The sequence below is a fragment of the Ensifer sp. ENS02 genome, assembly GCF_014851885.1.
In the GTDB taxonomy this organism is placed as follows: Bacteria; Pseudomonadota; Alphaproteobacteria; order Rhizobiales; family Rhizobiaceae; genus Ensifer; species Ensifer adhaerens.
This window is the reverse complement of the sequence record NZ_JACVAO010000010.1, coordinates 60,414-77,446: the sequence shown is the minus strand read 5'-3', so window position 1 is coordinate 77,446 and position 17,033 is coordinate 60,414. Positions and strand designations below refer to the sequence as shown.

The following is a 17,033-nucleotide window of genomic DNA, read 5'->3' as shown; positions in this document are numbered from 1 at the left end:
GCCGCGTTGAGGATAAGCGCCGCTGGCCCTTGCCGTCAGCGCTCCGGAATTCGTCTTTTCGATGCCATCCTGAGCATCAGATACAGAAACAGAATCGGCCAGAAAACGCAGACCAGAAGCCCGGCCACGCGGTACATGTTCCAAGGTGCATGCGCCTGCAATCCTTCAAGGTAGGTCATCCCCACGAGAAAGAACGCCGTCAGGCCATAGGCGACACCGGCAACGTATAACCAGGACATGCAACCGCCCTCCGCGACGCGCCACAACCAAAACCAGGAAATAGCAGCAGCGAAGCTATACCACCGGAAGTAACATTTTGAAACGAAGAGTTAACTTTAAGCGGGGGCATGGTTAACCGAACCGAGTATCGTTTCGGTTCTCGGCGGATGCCCGGACATTACCGTCCTTGTCCTCATGCATGAAAGGACTTGAGCCGCCAAAGGCTCCTTAGCGGCTACCCTCGCGCGCCACGAACAGCAGGTCGAAACCGCGAAACTCCCGGCGCGCGATCGATTTGCGTAGCGCCGTCCAGATTGCCGAGGGATTGTCGAGGCGGAAGCCCTTCAGGCTACGGATCAATCCGATAGTGGCGGTCATGGTGCGAAGGACGCGCGACAGCCTGGAGCCCGTCAGCGACGCAAACAGGATCTGCGGATGAACCGCCAGCAGCACGCCGGCCGTCCGCATCCGATCGATCGTGCGGAACTGGTCCAGCGCGCGATACTCGTAACCTTCGATGTCGATCTTGAAACAGAGCCTTTCGGTCCGCGCCATGTCCTGAAGGGCTGCGATCGTCACGGTGCGCGCACGTATCGCCTCGCCGTCGTCGTCGGCGATCAGGGCCGATGTTTCGGAGCTTCCGAAACCGCCACCGACGGAATGCAGCACGAGAACGTCATCCTCCGACAGTGCGGCATTGATGACCCGCACTTCGCCGCAATTCTCCGGCTGCATTTCCTTGAGGATGCCGAAACAGACAGGGTCGGGCTCGACAGTGATAACGTTGTCGGCAATCTGCGCCGCCCAATAGGGCGTCACGCCGATCCAGCCGCCGATGTCGATGAAGGTCGTCTTGGCGTCGACCAGGCGCGCGATGTTCTGGAACGTGCAAGGCTCCCAGTCGCCGTTCTGCAGCCGCGCGAAAAAGCGCTTCTTTTCCGGCTTGTCGGGAAACTGAACGGTCTTGTGGAAATAGGTGATCGAACGCATGGCGTTTCTCTAACCCATATCCGGACGAAGCGGAATGGATTTTGCGAAGGGCTCATATGACCGAGGCGAATGGCTGCCCCGGCACATCGCCGCCTGCATTTTCGGGAAGGTTCGCCCGTACAAAGGAGGTGCCGCCGTCAGGCGTCCACCGGCTCCATCGAGCCGCGGGCCTCGCTGAGCTCCGCCGTCGTTTGCGCGAGGCGGTCGGCGAGAACGCGCATGATTTCCACCGCCATCTCGGGGAAGTCGGCCAGAAGCTTGAGGAAATCGTCCTTGCGGATGCGCAGGGCCTCGAGCGGCGTGCTGGTGCGCACCGTCGCGGTGCGTGGCGTGTTGCAGAGAATGGCGATTTCGCCGACGATCGAATTCTGCTCGACTTCGGCGATCTTGAAAGGCCCACCCGCCGTATTGATGAGCACCTCCGCCTTGCCGGAAAGAATGACATAGGCCGCGTCGCCGATGTCACCCTGATAGAACAGCGCTTCGCCGGCGCTGTACATGACCCTGTCGGACGTGAAGGCCAGAAGTTTCAGCTTTGCCGGCGGCAATCCCGAGAACAGGGTTATTCGGCGCAGCATTTCGACTTCATCTTTGAGCAACATCACAATCCGTGTCTCCGAGTTCCCGTCGGGGGCAACTTGCCTCCCGCATCGCGGCGGGACCATATGCTCGTGCCCTGACATTAATATTACATCAAGATGCCATTTCCTTGTAGTCAGGTCGTTCATCCACATTAGCGTCGTGCAGCAGGCGCCCGTTTTCGAACCGGGCGACGCGATCGAAGAGGTCCGCCAACGCCGGATTGGCGAGAACCCAGATGACCGCAGGATCACGCCCGCCCTGATCGAGCATCGCAAAGACGTTGCGGACGACCTGTTCCTGGACGCGCTGGTCGAGCGCCAGGAGCGGTTGATTGAATATGTAGTAATCGCAATTGCGGATCAGCGCGCGCGCAAGGTCGAGCTTCTGCCGCTGCGCGGCCGTCAGCCGCTTGCCGCCGGCGCCGACATTGAAGTCGAAGCCGAAAGCAAGCACTTCGTTGTAGAGCCCGCCCGCCTCGAAGAGATCCCGGACGATCGCGCGGATTTTCTCCGAGCCGTCGGCGTGTTTGTGACCGATACGTCCAAAGAGCACGTTGTCGATAATGCTGCCGGACGCGATGAATCGGTTCGGGCGGTAGTGCTCGATCATCCCGGCGAGATCCGCCGGCAGGCCTTCGTCGAACTCGCGCCGGGCGGCGACGATCTTCGCCATGACCTCATCGGTCAAAAGACCGAAACGGTGCCGCGGCTCGATGTAATCGAAGCACAGCCTGATCACCTTGATCTGGTCGTCCTCGGAGACCTCGCCCTTGCCCTTCGTGCGTACCTTCTGGAGGATGGCCTCATAGACCGGGATTTCCTCGGCGGTCATGAAGGTCAACTGTTGGAAGAACGGGTGATCCGGCGGCAAGTCGCGGAACAGTTCGACGACGTTCTCGGCGATCTCGATGCCCATCTCATAAAAGGTGTCGCGCAGGCCGACCCGCTGCAGGATCGTCTTGAAGAACGGATGGTTCTCCAGCGCATCTGCCCACATCACCTGATCGGTGATGGTGCCGAAGAGCATGTTTTCGCCGATCGTCGCCTCGACATTGTAGGTCCCGGGCTCGAAGAACACGACGAGGTCGCTGAGCTTTTCCTTTTCGAGACGCTGCCGGAGCGCACTGCGCATCTCGACGATGCCTGCGGCGAACTCCGCATGCTCGTGGGGATCGATGGTCGAGCGCACGGCCAGCGCCATGACGTCGTTGGTCAAAAGCACCGCGTCGAGAACCGGCCGGATCTGCACGAGCAGATCGTCCGGCCCGTTTGCCCCGGCGGATCCATAGTCGATCCAGTCGCTGTTGACGTCGAGATACGGGTTTCCGGCCAGCCGGGCTTCGGTCACCTCCCACTTGCGGTGCGTCGCACGCTCGCCCTCATAGATCTCGTCCGTGAGCGGCGCATGCTTCAGCCCGTAAAGGATGTTGTCACCGAGGCTGCCCTGGAAGACGTAGACGTCGGACGAGGCGTAGGCAATCCGTCGGCCGGTCACCGATTCCGGCAGCTCCAGGATGTCCTGGCCACCGACGAGCACCTTGCCGCTTGCCGGCCAGACGAGCCGGCCGAAGGCCTCGGCGAGCACTTCGCCACCACCCATCAGCGCCACCTTTTCGCCGGGCTGGACCTGCAGCGACACGTGGTCGAGCAGCGTCGAGCCGCCATCGTCGATCACCGTCAGATTGACGGCGGCAAGCGGGCCTGCGAGCGGCACGGCAGCGGTGGTTGCCACCGCCTGGACCTTGGGATCGAGCAGCGTGTCGACGCTGAACTGCTCGACCACCTGCGCATATTTCACCTGGACGTCCTGACGGGCCTGGTCCCAGTCGATCAGTTCCTTCAGCGGACCCGGCAGGTCCTTGTAGGCGCCGATGACGGCAACGAGCTGGCCGATGTCGAGGCGGCCCTGCAGGGCGAAATAGCCGCCGATCGCGTAAAACAGGAAAGGCGTGACCTGCGCGAGGAAGTTGTTGATGAACTTGACGAGGAATTTCCACTGGTAGAGGTCGTAGCGGATCTTGAAGATCCGGCCGAGCCGCGCCGCGATGTCGGCGCGCTCGTAGTTCGACGTATCGTGGCCGCGGATCGCGCCGATACCGTCGACGATTTCGCTGACGCGGCCGGAAAGCTCGCGCGCCGTCAACTGCCGCTCGCGCCCAAGCACAAGCAGCCGCTTGCGCATGCGCGGAATGATGACCGCCTGAACCGCGACGATCAGCGTTGCGATCAGCCCGAGCCAGAAGCTCTGCAGCAGGATGAACACGAGCGCCGTCAAGGCCTGGCCGCCGAGCAAGGCGGGCGAGACGAAGGCATCACCGGTGAAACCACCGAGCGGCTCGACCTCGTCCTTGATCATCGTCGCGATTTCGGCGGGCTTCACCCGCTTGAAATGGCTGGGCGGAAAACGCAGGACCCGGTCGACGAGTTCGAAACGGATGCGGCGCAAGAGCCGCTCGCCGAGCCGGCCCTTGAACGTGTTGATGTAGAATTTGAAGAGGCCGTTGACCACCACCAGCGCCAGGAACACCAGGCTGAGGGCGAGCAGCATGCCTTCGCGGCCGAGCTGGAAGCCGTCAAAGACGTTGAACGTGCCCAAATACGGCAGGTCGAAGGATATCGGCAGGAAGGCCTGAGTGGCCTCCGGACTGTCGAAGCCATCGCCCTGGATCGGCCCGTTGACGATCTGCTTCGGCAGATCGAACGACAGGAAATAAGGGATCATCGACAGCGCGACGACAACCAGGATCCAAAGCTGGTCCTTGCGCGTGTGGGTCCAGATATAGCGGGAAAGGCGTGGTTCCATGTTACTGGCGATAGGACCTTATTGAACACGACTGCTGCTGGCGGGCCGGGTTGCCATATGTCCCCAGCACGCATCACTCTTCGGCGACACCTCCGGACGGGTACCCTAAGGCACGCTCCTGAAGGGACGCCTGCATATTCCGCCCGGCGCCGAATCCGGTTGATCGATTATGCAGGTGCGAGGGAAATCTGCAATGGACGCGGTTTCCAACAGGCGGCCTTGAAGTCAACCGGCAGAGGTCGACGCTCCCGAAAGCACACGCCGTTATTGCACTCGCTCGATGCGCAGCTTACAACGACCGCATGAAACAAACCAGCCATCCCCCCTGCCAAACCAGCGATTGGTACGAGCATGCCTTCGATCTCGCGCGTGGCATCGCCGCCTATACGCGCAGTCCGCTGATCGAAGGGATCGGCCGGGTGATCGCCAAACATCCAGACGCCCACATCGCCAATGCCTTCAACCACAAGCAGGTTGCCTGCAAGGTCTGGGCGCGCGATACGCTCTTTGAGGTGGCCGGCCCCTCCTACGGCAAGATCGCCATCCTCGGCGGCTGGTACGGCATTCTCGGCGCCATGCTGCTGGAAGACCAGCGCTTCGATGTGGCCGCAGTCGACAGCTTCGACATCGATCCGGACGTCGAAGCGGTGGCGCGGACGCTGAACGCGGCCTTTCTGGACAAGTTTCATGCCGTGACGGCGGACATGTATGCGATCGACTACGCCGCGCTCGCGGCAGACGTGGTGATCAATACGAGCTGCGAGCATATCGCAGACCTCAAGGCATGGCTCGATCGCATTCCGGCCGGTACGCGGGTGCTGCTCCAGTCCAACGACTATTTCAGCGAGCCGACGCATATCAACTGCGTGGCCTCTGTCGAAGAATTCGCCAAGCAGGCGGCATTGACGACCGTGGAGTTCGCCGGCGCGCTGCCGACAAAAAAATACACCCGCTTCATGCTGATCGGCACGGTCTGAACCGATCGAGATCGCACTTGTTAGCCGGGACAGCACCCGTGCGCTCCGGCACCGCTGTCTGTCTTCGGCCTCCACGGGTACCGCCGCCCCCCGACGTTCAGTCATGCGTCTCGGCGACCCTTGTTTTCATCTCGTTCCAGAGCGACGACGCGGTTCCCGCGAAGGCCTTGTAGCCTGCCTCAAACGGATGTCCGTCGTTGTCAGGATAAAAGCGCTGCCCGGCCAGGATCGCATCCCGCAAGGCGTCGGTCGTTGCATCCACCGCACTGCGATACGGCAGATCAAGCCGGCTGGCGACCTCCCGAATTTTGTCCTCGAGTGCGATCTGACGCTCGACACTGCGGATGAAGGCGGGATCGGCAACCGCCAGCTGGCCACCGCGCCGAAGATGTTCGAAAACCACACGCTCCTTGGACGGAATCAGCAACAGTCCTACCCGTCCCAGTCCCTGCGCGGCCCAGTCGGCCGCAAAGCGTTCAAAGTCCGCAAGCATCGCCGCTGTCTCGGACGAGGCCAAATCGCTCATGCGACCGGCATCATCCACATAGCGCCTCGACACGGGTGGGATCCCGTCCGGGAACCGGTAATATTCGGACGCTTCATCGCTGCCCGTGCCAAGGAAGCGCGCATACAAGCTCGTCACACGGTCCTTTATCGCATATTGATAAGCGCTCAGAAGCGCGACGTTCTCGAACAGCTTCGTCTTGATGCTCGCCGATCGCGCCTTGGTGCATTGCGTATGGCTTCCGGTCGGACTGAAGAGAGCCTGCAGGTGAAGCCGCGCCTGCTCTGCAAGCCAGAAGTCGGAACGCGCGTTCATGATATCGCATGCCGAAAAAACGATCGCGAAGTCGTTGCCTGGGAAAATGGCGACGATCGCGCCTTTGGCTCCATTTGCCAGCGCGTCGTGGACGATCGCGTGGTAGGTGTAGATGCCGTAACTTCCGACACCGAAATTGTAGGTGTGTTCGCCGGTGATGGCCTGGAAGACGGCCGGCCAGGCCTGGCCGCTTTCGACGTTGTTGCCATAGGTCATCGAGTCGCCGATTGCGGCGACTTGCAAGCCCTGCCGTGCGCCTGCCGGGTCGCGGAAGCCGTCCTCGTCAACGCCGGAAAGGGTGGGATCGAGACGATAGCCATACTTCTCGTCAATGCTTCGATGCGACTGCGTTCCGATCGGAAAGGGCGTGAACATGCGCAGCATTACCTCCCCGGCCCCCAATGCCAAGGTCACTGAGATCAACAGCGCGATCAGATTTCTCAACTGCCCCTCCTGCCTTACGCGCTCGACGCGCCGAAATCCCCTGGCATTGCTCTGCGGCCGCCGTTCACCGCGGGTGCCCCGCTGCCTCCACGCTCGCCAGCCGGCGCCGCTGCAGCGCACAGGCGATGCCGTGCGCGAGAGGCCAGCGGATGTTGGAGAGGTAGACAAGGCAGGAAAGCCGTACGGGAAACTCTTCGCCAAGAGTATGACCCAGTCCTGGCAAGACCTTGAGTTTAGTGCACACAGGAACCCAGGTTATCGTTCGGTGGAAATGCACTGCGTATATTCAGAATCAGTATTATTGATTTCACTAACATACCATTCCGGAGACAGCCAGCCGGGACACGCAGAACGCGAGGAAAATATCCAGGCTCCGTACATACTGGCAGATAGACGAATGGTCGCCCGACCATTGGTTTGCCGAGCGACTTTTCTATTTCGGTGGTTCCGCTCAAGGGCTGCCTTCAGCGGAGACCGATGGGCACCACCGACTACGGCTAGCGAACCGTCTGAAGCCCCAGTATCTCCGCCGTTCTAGCGGCGCCGTTCAGGTCGAGCGGTGGGATCTCCGGCCTTGGCCGCGCCAGCATCGTCTCGACGTCGCGGGCCAGCCTCTCCGGTGTTACGTCCGCTTCTGGCAGAACGCCGGCAAGGCCGAGCTTTTCGAGCCTTTCGGCACGGGTCGACTGCTCGGTCTCGCCGCCGGCGACGAAGGGAATGAGCAGCGACGCACAGCCGGCACGGAAGATATCGCAGACGGTGTTGTAGCCGGCCTGGGAAACCGAGAGCCGCGCACCCGACAGAAGGCTCGCGAAATCCTTGCGGAAGCGGAACAGATGCACGTTTGCGGGCGCTGCGGCGGCAAATCCGTCATAGTCGTCCTGCGGCAGGTTCGGCCCGGTGATCAGGCACCATTTCAGGTCGCCCGCAAGCAGCCCGGCCGCCTGTAGTGCCGCGCCGATCAACTCCTTGCCGACCGCGCCGCCGCCAGCCGAAACAAGCACGTCGAACCTTTCAGCCGGAGGTTCAGGGGCATGGCCGGCGACAAGACCGGTATAGACGATCTTGTCTTCGATCTCCGCCGTATACGGATAGGTCTCCTCTAGCCGCGCAAAGGCAGGATCGCCATGCACGAGCACGAGGTCGAAATGCGCCCTGACAACGTCGAGGGTTTCTTCGGCGCGCCCGGGCTTCGTCCGCTCCTGCAGGATATCGCGCAGCGATGCGGCAACGAGGGGCCGCGGCTCCTGCTTCTCGATCACCTCCAGCAGCGGCATCAACTCGAAACGCATCTGGCGGCGGCCAAAGGGGAAGGCTTCGAAGATGACGATGTCAGGCTTGCAGGCAAGAAATGCCTCGATCAGCAGCTCCCGGCGCTCTTGCTTGAAAGCCTCGCTGACCGGATTTCCCTCGCCGTCGGCAAGTCCGCTAAACCCCTTGTCGCCAGCCAGCACCGGCGGCAGGGCCACGTGTTTCACATCGTTTGCGGGGAACCCCGGCACCGGGCTGCCGCCCGTCACGACGGTCACGTCATAGCCTTTGGCCGCCAAGGCGCTCGCGATCCGGCTTGCTCGCGCCAGATGACCGATGCCGAGCAGGTGCTGTACGTAGAAGAAGACGCGACGTGCGGACATCAGGCGGCTCTCCATTCGCTGGCGAACAGGCCGGCGAGTTGTTCGATGCTGGTGTGGTGGTCGAACTGGCCGCGAACCTTCCGCTCGGCCGCATCGCCGAACCTGTGGCGAAGTGCCGGATTGCGGATCAGTTCCTCAAGCGCGACCGCAAGTGCCTGCAGATCCTCCGACGGAACGACACGGCCGTTTTCGCCGTCCACGAGGAGTTCCGGAACGCCGGATATCGCCGTCGAGACGCAGGCCAGCCGCTGGCTCGATGCTTCGACAAGCACGTTCGGCAGCCCGTCCCGATCGCCATCCGCGGTGATCCGGCAGGCGAGCGCGAAGATGTCGCTTGCCCGATAGTGCGCAAGCACATCGGTCTGGTCGAGCGCGCCCTTCCAGACAATACGGTCGGAGACGCCGAGCTCCGTGGCGAGCGTCTTCAACTGGCCGGTCAGTTCGCCGGCGCCGATGTGCTCGAACCGCCAATGAAGCTCTGCTGGCAGCTTGGCCAGCGCCTTCAGCAACACGTCGTAGCCCTTTTTTCCAACGGCGCGGCCGACGCTGACGATGCGGACGGGATCGGCCGGATCGGAACCGGTGCGATTGGAATGCGTGCCGTCGAAATGCGGGAAACGGTCGAGGTCGAGGCCATGATAGCTCAGATGTACTCTCGATTTGTCGCTGGCAAGGCTGCGGAGATGCTCGTATCCCATGCGTGTGCAGGTCACGGTCCAGCGCGCAAGGCCGAGCTTTTCGGACAGTTCCCAGTCGGGCGAGGTCCAGATGTCCTTTGCATGCGCCGAACAGGTCCAGGGCGTGCCGGCAATCACGCTGGCATAGGCCGTCACCGAGGCAGGAGTATGGATGAAATGCGCGTGCAGCCAGCGCGGCTGTCCAGGCCATTCGGAGGCGAGCACCAGCGCCTGGCCGAGGCGGCGAAAGCGGTTGCGGCTGAAATCGCGCGGCAGGTCCTTGAGGAACAGACCCAGGACGCGCCAGAATCCGGGTTTCGGCAGACAGCGCACGAGCCCGCGTAGAACCCTTAACGGCTCCTCATGCAGATATTCCGGCAGGTAGTGGACGTCGGCGCGGATTTCGTCATGTACCGGGTGGCGCTTGCCGTCCGTTGGACGCCGAAGCGAGATCAGGACGAGTTCTATCCCGGCGCGCTCGAGGCCAAGCAGTTCCTGGGCGATGAATGTTTCCGAAAGACGCGGGTAGCCCTTCAGCACGACTGCAATCTTGCGGTCTGTCGGCAATGCTTCAGCTCGATTTCTTCACGATGTTCAGGTGGTCGCTCGACGGCCGATCGAGCCATCTGCCGACGATCTCGGAGATGTGCACGAGGCCTTCCAGCCGCAGGCCGTTGGCGCTGCTTTTCGACGGTGGCTCACGATAAGGCAGCGCCCTCAGCGCCGCCGCCAGCCGCAACGGATCCTCCGCCTCGTCCGGCAGGAGCATCTCGATCAGCCCCAGCTCGGCAGCCCGGCGCGCGCGGATCAGTTGCTCCTCGCGCGGCTGGATGCGCGGCACGATCAGCGCCGGCTTGTCGAAGGAGAGGATTTCGCAATAAGTGTTGTAGCCGCCCATGGCGACGACGCCCTTGGCGCCGGCAATGAGCTCTTCCATGCGATTGTCGAACTCGATGATCTTGATATAGGGGATCTTGCTGCCCTTGCGGATCAGCTTTTCCCGCTTCTTGACCGGCATGTAGGGTCCTAGCACGATTAGCGCCTTGTGCGTGAGCTCCGGATCCTGCTGATAGGCATGGATGACGTCGTGGATCAGGTCCGCCCCATCTCCGCCGCCGCCAGTGGTGACGAGGATGTAGTCGCCCTGAGGCTTATGACCCGGCAATTCCTCGCGCGGGACGCTGCGCTGCAGAAAACCGACGAAGTTCATGCGCTCGCGCACCGCGGGCGGCACGTCGAGTTCGGTCAGGGGGTCGTAGAAATCAGGCGGGCCGTAGACCCAGATCGTGTCGTAGTACTGCTCGATCTTGCGCATGGTATCGCGCCGCTTCCACTCTGCCTCGAGCAGGTGCGGCGCATCCATGACCTCACGCAGGCCGAGGACGAGCGTCGTGCCGTGCGCTTTCAGATAGGTCAGCGTTTCCTCGACCTCGCCGCGCAGGCCCATCGGCTCCTTGTCGACGATGAAGATGTCCGGCTTGAAGGTCTCTGCCGTATGGCGAATGATCGCCTGGCGCATCTTCAGCGTTTCATCGAGTTCGATATGGCGGTCGAGCGAGGTGTAGTCGCCATTATGCAGCTTGATCACGCTCGGGATCTTCACGAAATCCACGCGCGCGCGATAGTCGAACGCGCCGGCAATCGTCGCCCCGGAAATGATCAGGATGTTCAAGCCGCGATAGTCTTCCACCAGCGAATGCGCGATCGTGCGGCAGCGCCTGAGGTGTCCGAGCCCGAACGTGTCATGGCTATACATGAGGATCCGGGCATCTTCAAAACGCCGCATCATGCAAGAAACCTTTCACTCAGGGTACGATGAACCGTTTCACGCGGGCCGTATGGCTGCGTCAAACCGGGCTTCATTTGTAGGGATCCGCCGCGTCACGCAACCCATCTCCCAAGAAGTTGAACGCCAAAATCACAAGAATGACCGGAATTGTGGGAAATAGGAGCCAGGGATAGAAGGCAATGACGCTGACGCTTTTCGCCTCCGTCAGCAGAATGCCCCAGCTGGTGATCGGCGGCCTGAGACCGAGGCCAAGGAAGCTGAGCGCCGTTTCCCCGAGGATCATGCCGGGAATAGAGATGGTCGCGGTGGCGATCAGATGCGACATGAAACCGGGCACGAGGTGCCGGCCGATGATGCGGCTGCTCCTTGCACCCATGAGCTGGGCCGCAAGCACATAGTCTTCTTCACGCAAGGCCAGCAGCTTCGAGCGGACAGCGCGCGCAAGCCCGGTCCAATCGAGCAGGCCGAGGATGATCGTGATCGCCAGATAAATGAAGATCGGACTCCAGGTCGCCGGCATGATCGCCGCCAGCGACAGCCAGAGCGGGATGCTCGGGATCGATTGCAGCACCTCGATGACACGCTGTACGATGAGATCGAAGACGCCGCCGTGGTAGCCGGCAAGACCGCCGATGACGATACCGAGCACGAAGCTGACGGTAATGCCGAGAAGGCCGATCGTCAGCGAAATCCGCGCGCCATAGATGATGCGCGACAGCACGTCGCGCCCGAGGCGGTCCGTTCCGAGGAAGAAGGCCTCGCCGCCCGTTGCCGGGCAGACGAAATGCACGTTGCTTTCGAACAGCCCCCAGAAGCGATAGCCGTCGCCGCGGCAGAAGAAGCGAAGCGGCTGCACATCCTTGGTATCGTCGGCGTAGTTGCGCTTCAGCGTATCCATGTCCAGCGTCATCGTGCGGCCGTAGACGAAGGGACCGACGAACTTGCCCTCATGGAAGAGATGCACCGCCTGCGGCGGCGCATAGATATAGTCCATGTTGCGGGTGTGCAGGTTATAGGGCGCCAGAAACTCGCAGACGACGATCATCAGGTAGAGCGCGACGAGAAAGACGCCGGACGCAAGCGCCAGCTTGTGACGGCGGAATTTCCACCACATCAGCCGCAGCTGCGAAGCCTGGTTGACGCGCACCTGCTCGTCCGTCATCGCCTCGACGGAATAGGGATCGAACGGAGCCGTCGATACGTAGTGCGGCATGGGCTCGCCGGGCGCCGGAAGAAATGACGTCACTTGGTGCTCCTGCCTTGCAGCCGAATTCGAGGATCAAGAATGGCGAGCGCGATGTCGGAGATCAACACGCCGATCACCGTCAGGAAGGCCAGGAACATCAGGAACGACCCGGCAAGATACATGTCCTGGCTCTGCAACGCCTTGATCAACATCGGGCCGGTGGTCTCGAGCGAAAGCACGATCGCGGTGATTTCCGCGCCGGAGATGATCGCCGGCAGGATCGAACCGATATCCGAGATGAAGAAGTTCAGCGCCATGCGCAGCGGATATTTCACCAGCGTGCGCATCGGCGAAAGCCCCTTGGCGCGTGCCGTCACCACATATTGCTTCTGCAACTCGTCGAGCAGGTTGGCGCGTAGGCGCCGGATCATGCCGGCGGTTCCCGCCGCGCCAACGATGATGACCGGAATCCAGATGTGTTCGAGGATCGATTTCGCCTTTTCCCAACTCATGGGTTCAGCGAGATATTTCTGGTCCATCAGGTGGCCGATGGAAATCCCGAACCAGATGTTGGCGAAGTACATCAGGATCAGCGCCAGCATGAAGTTGGGGATGGCGATGCCGATCAGGCCCATCAGCGACAGGCCATAGTCGCCCCAGCTGTACTGATGGGTCGCCGAGTAGATGCCGATCGGGAAAGCGATCAGCCAGGTGAAAATGATGGTGACGAAGGAAACTAGGATCGTCAGCCACAGGCGGTCGCCGACGACGGCGCTCACCGGAAGCTCGTATTCGAAGGAATAGCCGAAATCGCCCTGCAGCATGCCGCCGAGCCAGTAGACGTAGCGCAGCACCGGCGGCTGATCGAAGCCGTACTCCTTCCGGAGCGCCTCGATCTGCTCCATGTCGACGCCTTCGCCCTGCGCCTTGATCTCGGCAACATAGCTTTCGAAGTAGTCACCCGGCGGCAGCTCGATGATGGTGAAGACAAGAGCGGAAATGATGAGGAGGGTCGGAACCATCGCCGCGATACGCCAGAGAATATATCGCAGCATGTCAGCCTTCCTGTTCGATCCAGAAGGTGTCGGGTTTGTAGACACCGAAATAGCACGTGGGGTCGAAGCCGTAGAGCGCAGTGTCGGGCACGTTCCTCAGCTTCTTTGCCACGAGGATCGGCTGGAGCGAGGCGTTGACGATGCCGATCGAGAACACCTGGTCGGTGTAGATCGAGAGCATCCGGCTCCAAATCTCCGTCCGCTCGGCATCCTCGGCCGAATGCCGCCAGCGCTGCAGCAGTTCCGTCAGTTCGACGGCTGCCGGAAGGTCCGGGGCCTGGCCCATTTCGCCGTGGGAAAGATAATTCAGCCCCCAGACCGGCCATTGCAGCTGGTCGTCCGCGGTCGGCGCAAGCTGGCCGGGGTTCATGCTGGCCGTCGGCACGCCGTTGTCTATGCCGAACCACATCGACATGATGATCTCGCCACCGACGGCGCGGCTGCGGAACGTGTCGCGTTGCGAGGTCCGGATGAAGAGCGATATCCCGACCTTCTGCCAGTAGTCGGTGATGAGCTGCAGCACGTCCGTCTCGAGTGTGCTTTCCCCGGCCGTTTCCACGACGATCTGCGCAGCGCGGCCGTCGGAGAGAATACGGATGCCGTCGCTGCCCTTGTTCGTAAGGCCTGCCTTGTCGAGCAGCGCATTGGCCTGTTCCGGATCGTGGGCGACCCAGGCACTGGCAAACTCGGGCCGGAAGAGCGGGCTGTCCGGCAGAATCGTATCGGCGCTTTCCTTCGTCAGGCCGTAGAACACCGCCTTGTTGATTTCGGTACGGTCGATCGCAAGCGACAGCGCGCGGCGAACGCGCACATCCTGCAGCAGCGCCCGCCAGACCTCATCCGAGCAGTTGAGATTGGGAAGCAGCGCCAGGCGCGAGCCCTGCGTCTTCTTCCACAGAAGCACTTTCACCGGATAGCGCTTCTCGGAATCCTTGAGGAAGGTGTAGTCGACGAAGTCGATACTGGTCGCCTGCAAGTCGCTCTCGCCGGTGCCGGTCTTGGCCGGGATTAACGCCGAGGAGCTGACGCTAAGCACGAACTTGTCGATATAGGGTAACTGCAGGCCGTTCTCGTCGACGCGATGATAGTAGGGATTGCGCTCGAAGACGAATTGTTCGGCCGGAAGCGGCGTCGTGTTGCGCCAGGGGTCCAGCGTCGGCAGGTCCGGGTTTTCCGGGCGGTAGGAACGGGCCATGCGCATGTGCAGCTGGCTCCATTTCTTCACCCGTTCCTCCTTCATTAGGGCCTTGAGCTTGTCTTCTTCCTGATACTTCTCATGAAACTGTTTCAGGTAGGCCGATGGCATCACCACCACCATCGGCTGGGGGCCGGCGAGCTTCTGCAGGAAGTCAGGATTGGGTGTCGACCAGGAATAGCGCACCGTGCGTTCGTCGATGATCTCGAACTTGGCGGCCTCGCCATCCATGACCAGCGCCGTCGGCAGCCCGGCCGGGCTCAGCTTCTCGTTGTTGAGAACGTCGTCCCAGCAATAGCGGAAATCCTCCGACGTCAGCGGCGTGCCGTCGGACCACTTGTGGCCTTCGCGGATGTGGAAGGTGAAGATGCGGTCCTCGACCGTTTCGAAGCTTTCGAGAACGTCTGCTTCGATCTTCAGCGCTTCGTCGAAGCCGACCAGACGGGCATAGCCGTAGATGGTCATCAGGCGGATGTCCTTGGCGCTGCCGATCAGCATCCGCACCTCGCCGCCGTACTTGCCGGGCTGGCGCCCCATGGCCGCGACGTTGATGACACGCGGCGTCTTCGGCAGGCGCTCGGCCAGCGGCGGCAGCTTGCCGTCGGCAATCTGCTTTTCCCAGAATGCGGGCTCGCCTGCAGCTGCAAAGAGCCGCGTCGGCAGAGCCACGGTCGCAAGCAATGCCAGTACAGTTCGGCGGGTGATCATGGCCGCAACTCCCTTGCATCCACGGATCGGCGTGCCAGCACAATGTGGTCACCACCGAGATCCGCGGGGATCAGCGCGTCGCCGGCATCATCGTCCCGGAACTGCGGTCCCCAGCGCCGCATGTCCGAACCTTCGCTGTCCTTCAGCAGTTCGAAATCCAGCGGCCGGTCGAGATCCGGATAAGGAACCGCCGCCAGCAGCGACTTGGTATAAGGATGAACCGGATTGCGCATCAGCACCTCGCGCGGCGCCAGCTCGACGATACGCCCGGCACACATCACGGCGATGCGGTCGGCCATATAGTCGACGACAGCCAGATTGTGCGAGATGAACAGGCAGGTCAGCCCCAGCTCCTTCTGCAGGTCCTTCAGCAGGTTGAGGATCTGCGCCTGGACCGAGACGTCGAGCGCGGAAACCGGCTCGTCGCAGATCAGCAGCTCCGGCACCAGCGCCAGTGCGCGCGCGATCCCGATGCGCTGGCGTTGACCGCCCGAGAAGGAATGCGGGTACCGGTTGATGAAGCGCTGGTCGAGACCGACGGCCTGCAGCAGCGAACGCACCGTTTCTTCGCGCGATTTGCCCGTTCCGCGCCCGTGGATCTCAAGCGGCTCGCTGAGGATGTTCTTGACCGTCATGCGCGGCGAGAGCGAGGAGACCGGATCCTGGAAGACCATCTGGATCTTGGACCGCATGGCCTTCAGGTCGTCGCCCTGCACTTTCAGCACATCGACCGGCCCCTCGCCATTGTCGAAGATCACCGAGCCCTGGTCGGGCGTGACGGCCCGCATCAGGATCTTGCTGACAGTGGTCTTGCCGCAGCCGCTTTCCCCGACGAGGCCGAGGCACTCGCCACGGCGGATATCGAAACTGACATCGTCGACGGCGCGATGCAGCGTATCTTCGCCACCACCGAACCAGGACGATTTGCGCGTTCCATAGGTCTTCGAGACATTGCGGACGGACAAAAGCACGTCGGGACCGGTGCGCCGGTCGGCGGCCGAAGTCCCGAGCAGCGTTCCGGCCTTGACCGGCACTTCGCGCAGTGCCTTCAGCCGCTCACCGGGCTTCATGTCGAAATGCGGAACCGCGGCCATCAGGCCCTTGAGATAGGGATGCTGCGGGTTGCGGAAGATCGCCTCGACCGGACCCGCCTCGACGATCTGGCCGTGATAGATCACCACAACCTCGTCGGCCATGTTGGCGACGACGCCAAGGTCATGGGTGATCAGCAGCATGGCCATGTTGAGCTTGACCTGAAGCTCGCGCAGGAGTTTCAGGATCTGGGCCTGAACCGTCACGTCGAGCGCCGTCGTCGGCTCGTCGGCGATCAACAGCGCCGGCCGGCAGATCAATGCCATGGCAATCATCGCGCGTTGCCGCATGCCGCCGGAAAGCTCGAACGGATACATGTCGTAGGCGCGCTTCGGATTGGCAAAGCCCACATAGCCGAGCAGCTCTTCCGTTCGCGCCCGACGTTCCGCCTTTTCCGCGTCGGTGTGGATCTTCAGCACTTCGGAAATCTGGTTTCCGATCGTGTGGAGCGGCGACAGCGATGTCATCGGCTCCTGGAAGATCTTGCTGATGCGCGTGCCGCGCAGGCTGCGGATCTCCTCCCCTTCCCGCTCCAGCGAGAGCAGGTCGATCGGCTTTGCCGCCGTCGTCGGGTCGTTGAACAAAATTTTGCCACCAACCTTGGCGACGTTGGGCAAGATGCCCATCACTGCCTGGCTGATTGCGGATTTCCCCGATCCGGACTCGCCGACGAGCGCCGTCACCTTGCCGGGCAAAATTCTGAAATTCGCGTTATTGACGGCTTGTACTTCGCCGCCGAGCACCGAGAATGTGATCCGCAGACCTTCAACTCGAAGCAGGTCCGCCCCAGATGTCATAGCAGCACGCTTCCCTCATTGCTTTTTATCCGCCGCCTCTAAAAAAAGACTAGCGCAGCTTCCAAG

At 61.8% G+C, this 17,033-nt stretch carries 13 protein-coding genes; 1 reads left to right on the top strand and 12 read right to left on the bottom strand.

Annotated features, from left to right (window positions below; all coding sequences use genetic code 11):
* Nucleotides 1–35: 35 nt before the first annotated feature.
* The 4 genes from IB262_RS21865 to IB262_RS21850 all read right to left on the bottom strand — a co-directional run bounded on the left by IB262_RS21865 (nt 36) and on the right by IB262_RS21850 (nt 4,593).
* Nucleotides 36–239: a hypothetical protein gene (locus IB262_RS21865; RefSeq protein ID WP_034799207.1), complete on the bottom strand. Its 204-nt coding sequence runs from the start codon at nt 237–239 to the stop codon at nt 36–38.
* A 208-nt stretch (nt 240–447) separates the two neighbouring features.
* On the bottom strand, nt 448–1,209 hold the full coding sequence (locus IB262_RS21860; protein WP_034799205.1) for an FkbM family methyltransferase: 762 nt from the start codon (nt 1,207–1,209) through the stop codon (nt 448–450).
* Between the two features lie 137 nt (nt 1,210–1,346).
* Entirely contained in the window at nt 1,347–1,811 is a 465-nt protein-coding gene (locus IB262_RS21855; protein WP_034799203.1) for a Crp/Fnr family transcriptional regulator, read from the bottom strand.
* 91 nt (nt 1,812–1,902) lie between these two features.
* Complete coding sequence (locus tag IB262_RS21850) at nt 1,903–4,593, bottom strand: ABC transporter transmembrane domain-containing protein (RefSeq protein ID WP_034799202.1); 2,691 nt, start codon at nt 4,591–4,593, stop codon at nt 1,903–1,905.
* A 302-nt stretch (nt 4,594–4,895) separates the two neighbouring features.
* Between IB262_RS21850 and IB262_RS21845 the strand changes: the two genes are divergently transcribed.
* Nucleotides 4,896–5,570, top strand: a complete 675-nt coding sequence (locus IB262_RS21845; RefSeq protein ID WP_060601542.1) for a class I SAM-dependent methyltransferase — start codon at nt 4,896–4,898, stop codon at nt 5,568–5,570.
* Nucleotides 5,571–5,667: 97 nt separating this feature from the next.
* On the opposite strand, the gene IB262_RS21840 is transcribed toward IB262_RS21845, so the two are convergent.
* The 8 genes from IB262_RS21840 to IB262_RS21805 all read right to left on the bottom strand — a co-directional run bounded on the left by IB262_RS21840 (nt 5,668) and on the right by IB262_RS21805 (nt 16,967).
* On the bottom strand, nt 5,668–6,834 hold the full coding sequence (locus tag IB262_RS21840; RefSeq protein WP_113187005.1) for a hypothetical protein: 1,167 nt from the start codon (nt 6,832–6,834) through the stop codon (nt 5,668–5,670).
* Nucleotides 6,835–7,331: 497 nt separating this feature from the next.
* Nucleotides 7,332–8,468 (bottom strand): glycosyltransferase, encoded by a 1,137-nt coding sequence (locus IB262_RS21835; RefSeq protein WP_192493775.1) that lies wholly within the window; start codon nt 8,466–8,468, stop codon nt 7,332–7,334.
* Nucleotides 8,468–9,712, bottom strand: a complete 1,245-nt coding sequence (locus tag IB262_RS21830) for a glycosyltransferase family 4 protein (RefSeq protein WP_060601552.1) — start codon at nt 9,710–9,712, stop codon at nt 8,468–8,470. The genes IB262_RS21835 and IB262_RS21830 overlap by 1 nt, the downstream gene beginning before the upstream one ends.
* 4 nt (nt 9,713–9,716) lie before the next feature.
* A complete protein-coding gene (locus tag IB262_RS21825; protein WP_060521778.1) occupies nt 9,717–10,934 on the bottom strand; it encodes a glycosyltransferase family protein in 1,218 nt (405 codons plus the stop codon).
* A gap of 70 nt (nt 10,935–11,004) precedes the next feature.
* Nucleotides 11,005–12,180 (bottom strand): ABC transporter permease, encoded by a 1,176-nt coding sequence (locus IB262_RS21820; protein ID WP_060539369.1) that lies wholly within the window; start codon nt 12,178–12,180, stop codon nt 11,005–11,007.
* Nucleotides 12,177–13,175 (bottom strand): ABC transporter permease, encoded by a 999-nt coding sequence (locus tag IB262_RS21815; protein WP_043613700.1) that lies wholly within the window; start codon nt 13,173–13,175, stop codon nt 12,177–12,179. The genes IB262_RS21820 and IB262_RS21815 overlap by 4 nt, the downstream gene beginning before the upstream one ends.
* Nucleotide 13,176: 1 nt before the next feature.
* Entirely contained in the window at nt 13,177–15,078 is a 1,902-nt protein-coding gene (locus IB262_RS21810) for an ABC transporter substrate-binding protein (RefSeq protein ID WP_127889919.1), read from the bottom strand.
* A complete protein-coding gene (locus IB262_RS21805) occupies nt 15,075–16,967 on the bottom strand; it encodes an ABC transporter ATP-binding protein (RefSeq protein WP_060530247.1) in 1,893 nt (630 codons plus the stop codon). The genes IB262_RS21810 and IB262_RS21805 overlap by 4 nt, the downstream gene beginning before the upstream one ends.
* Between the last annotated feature and the right edge of the window lie 66 nt (nt 16,968–17,033).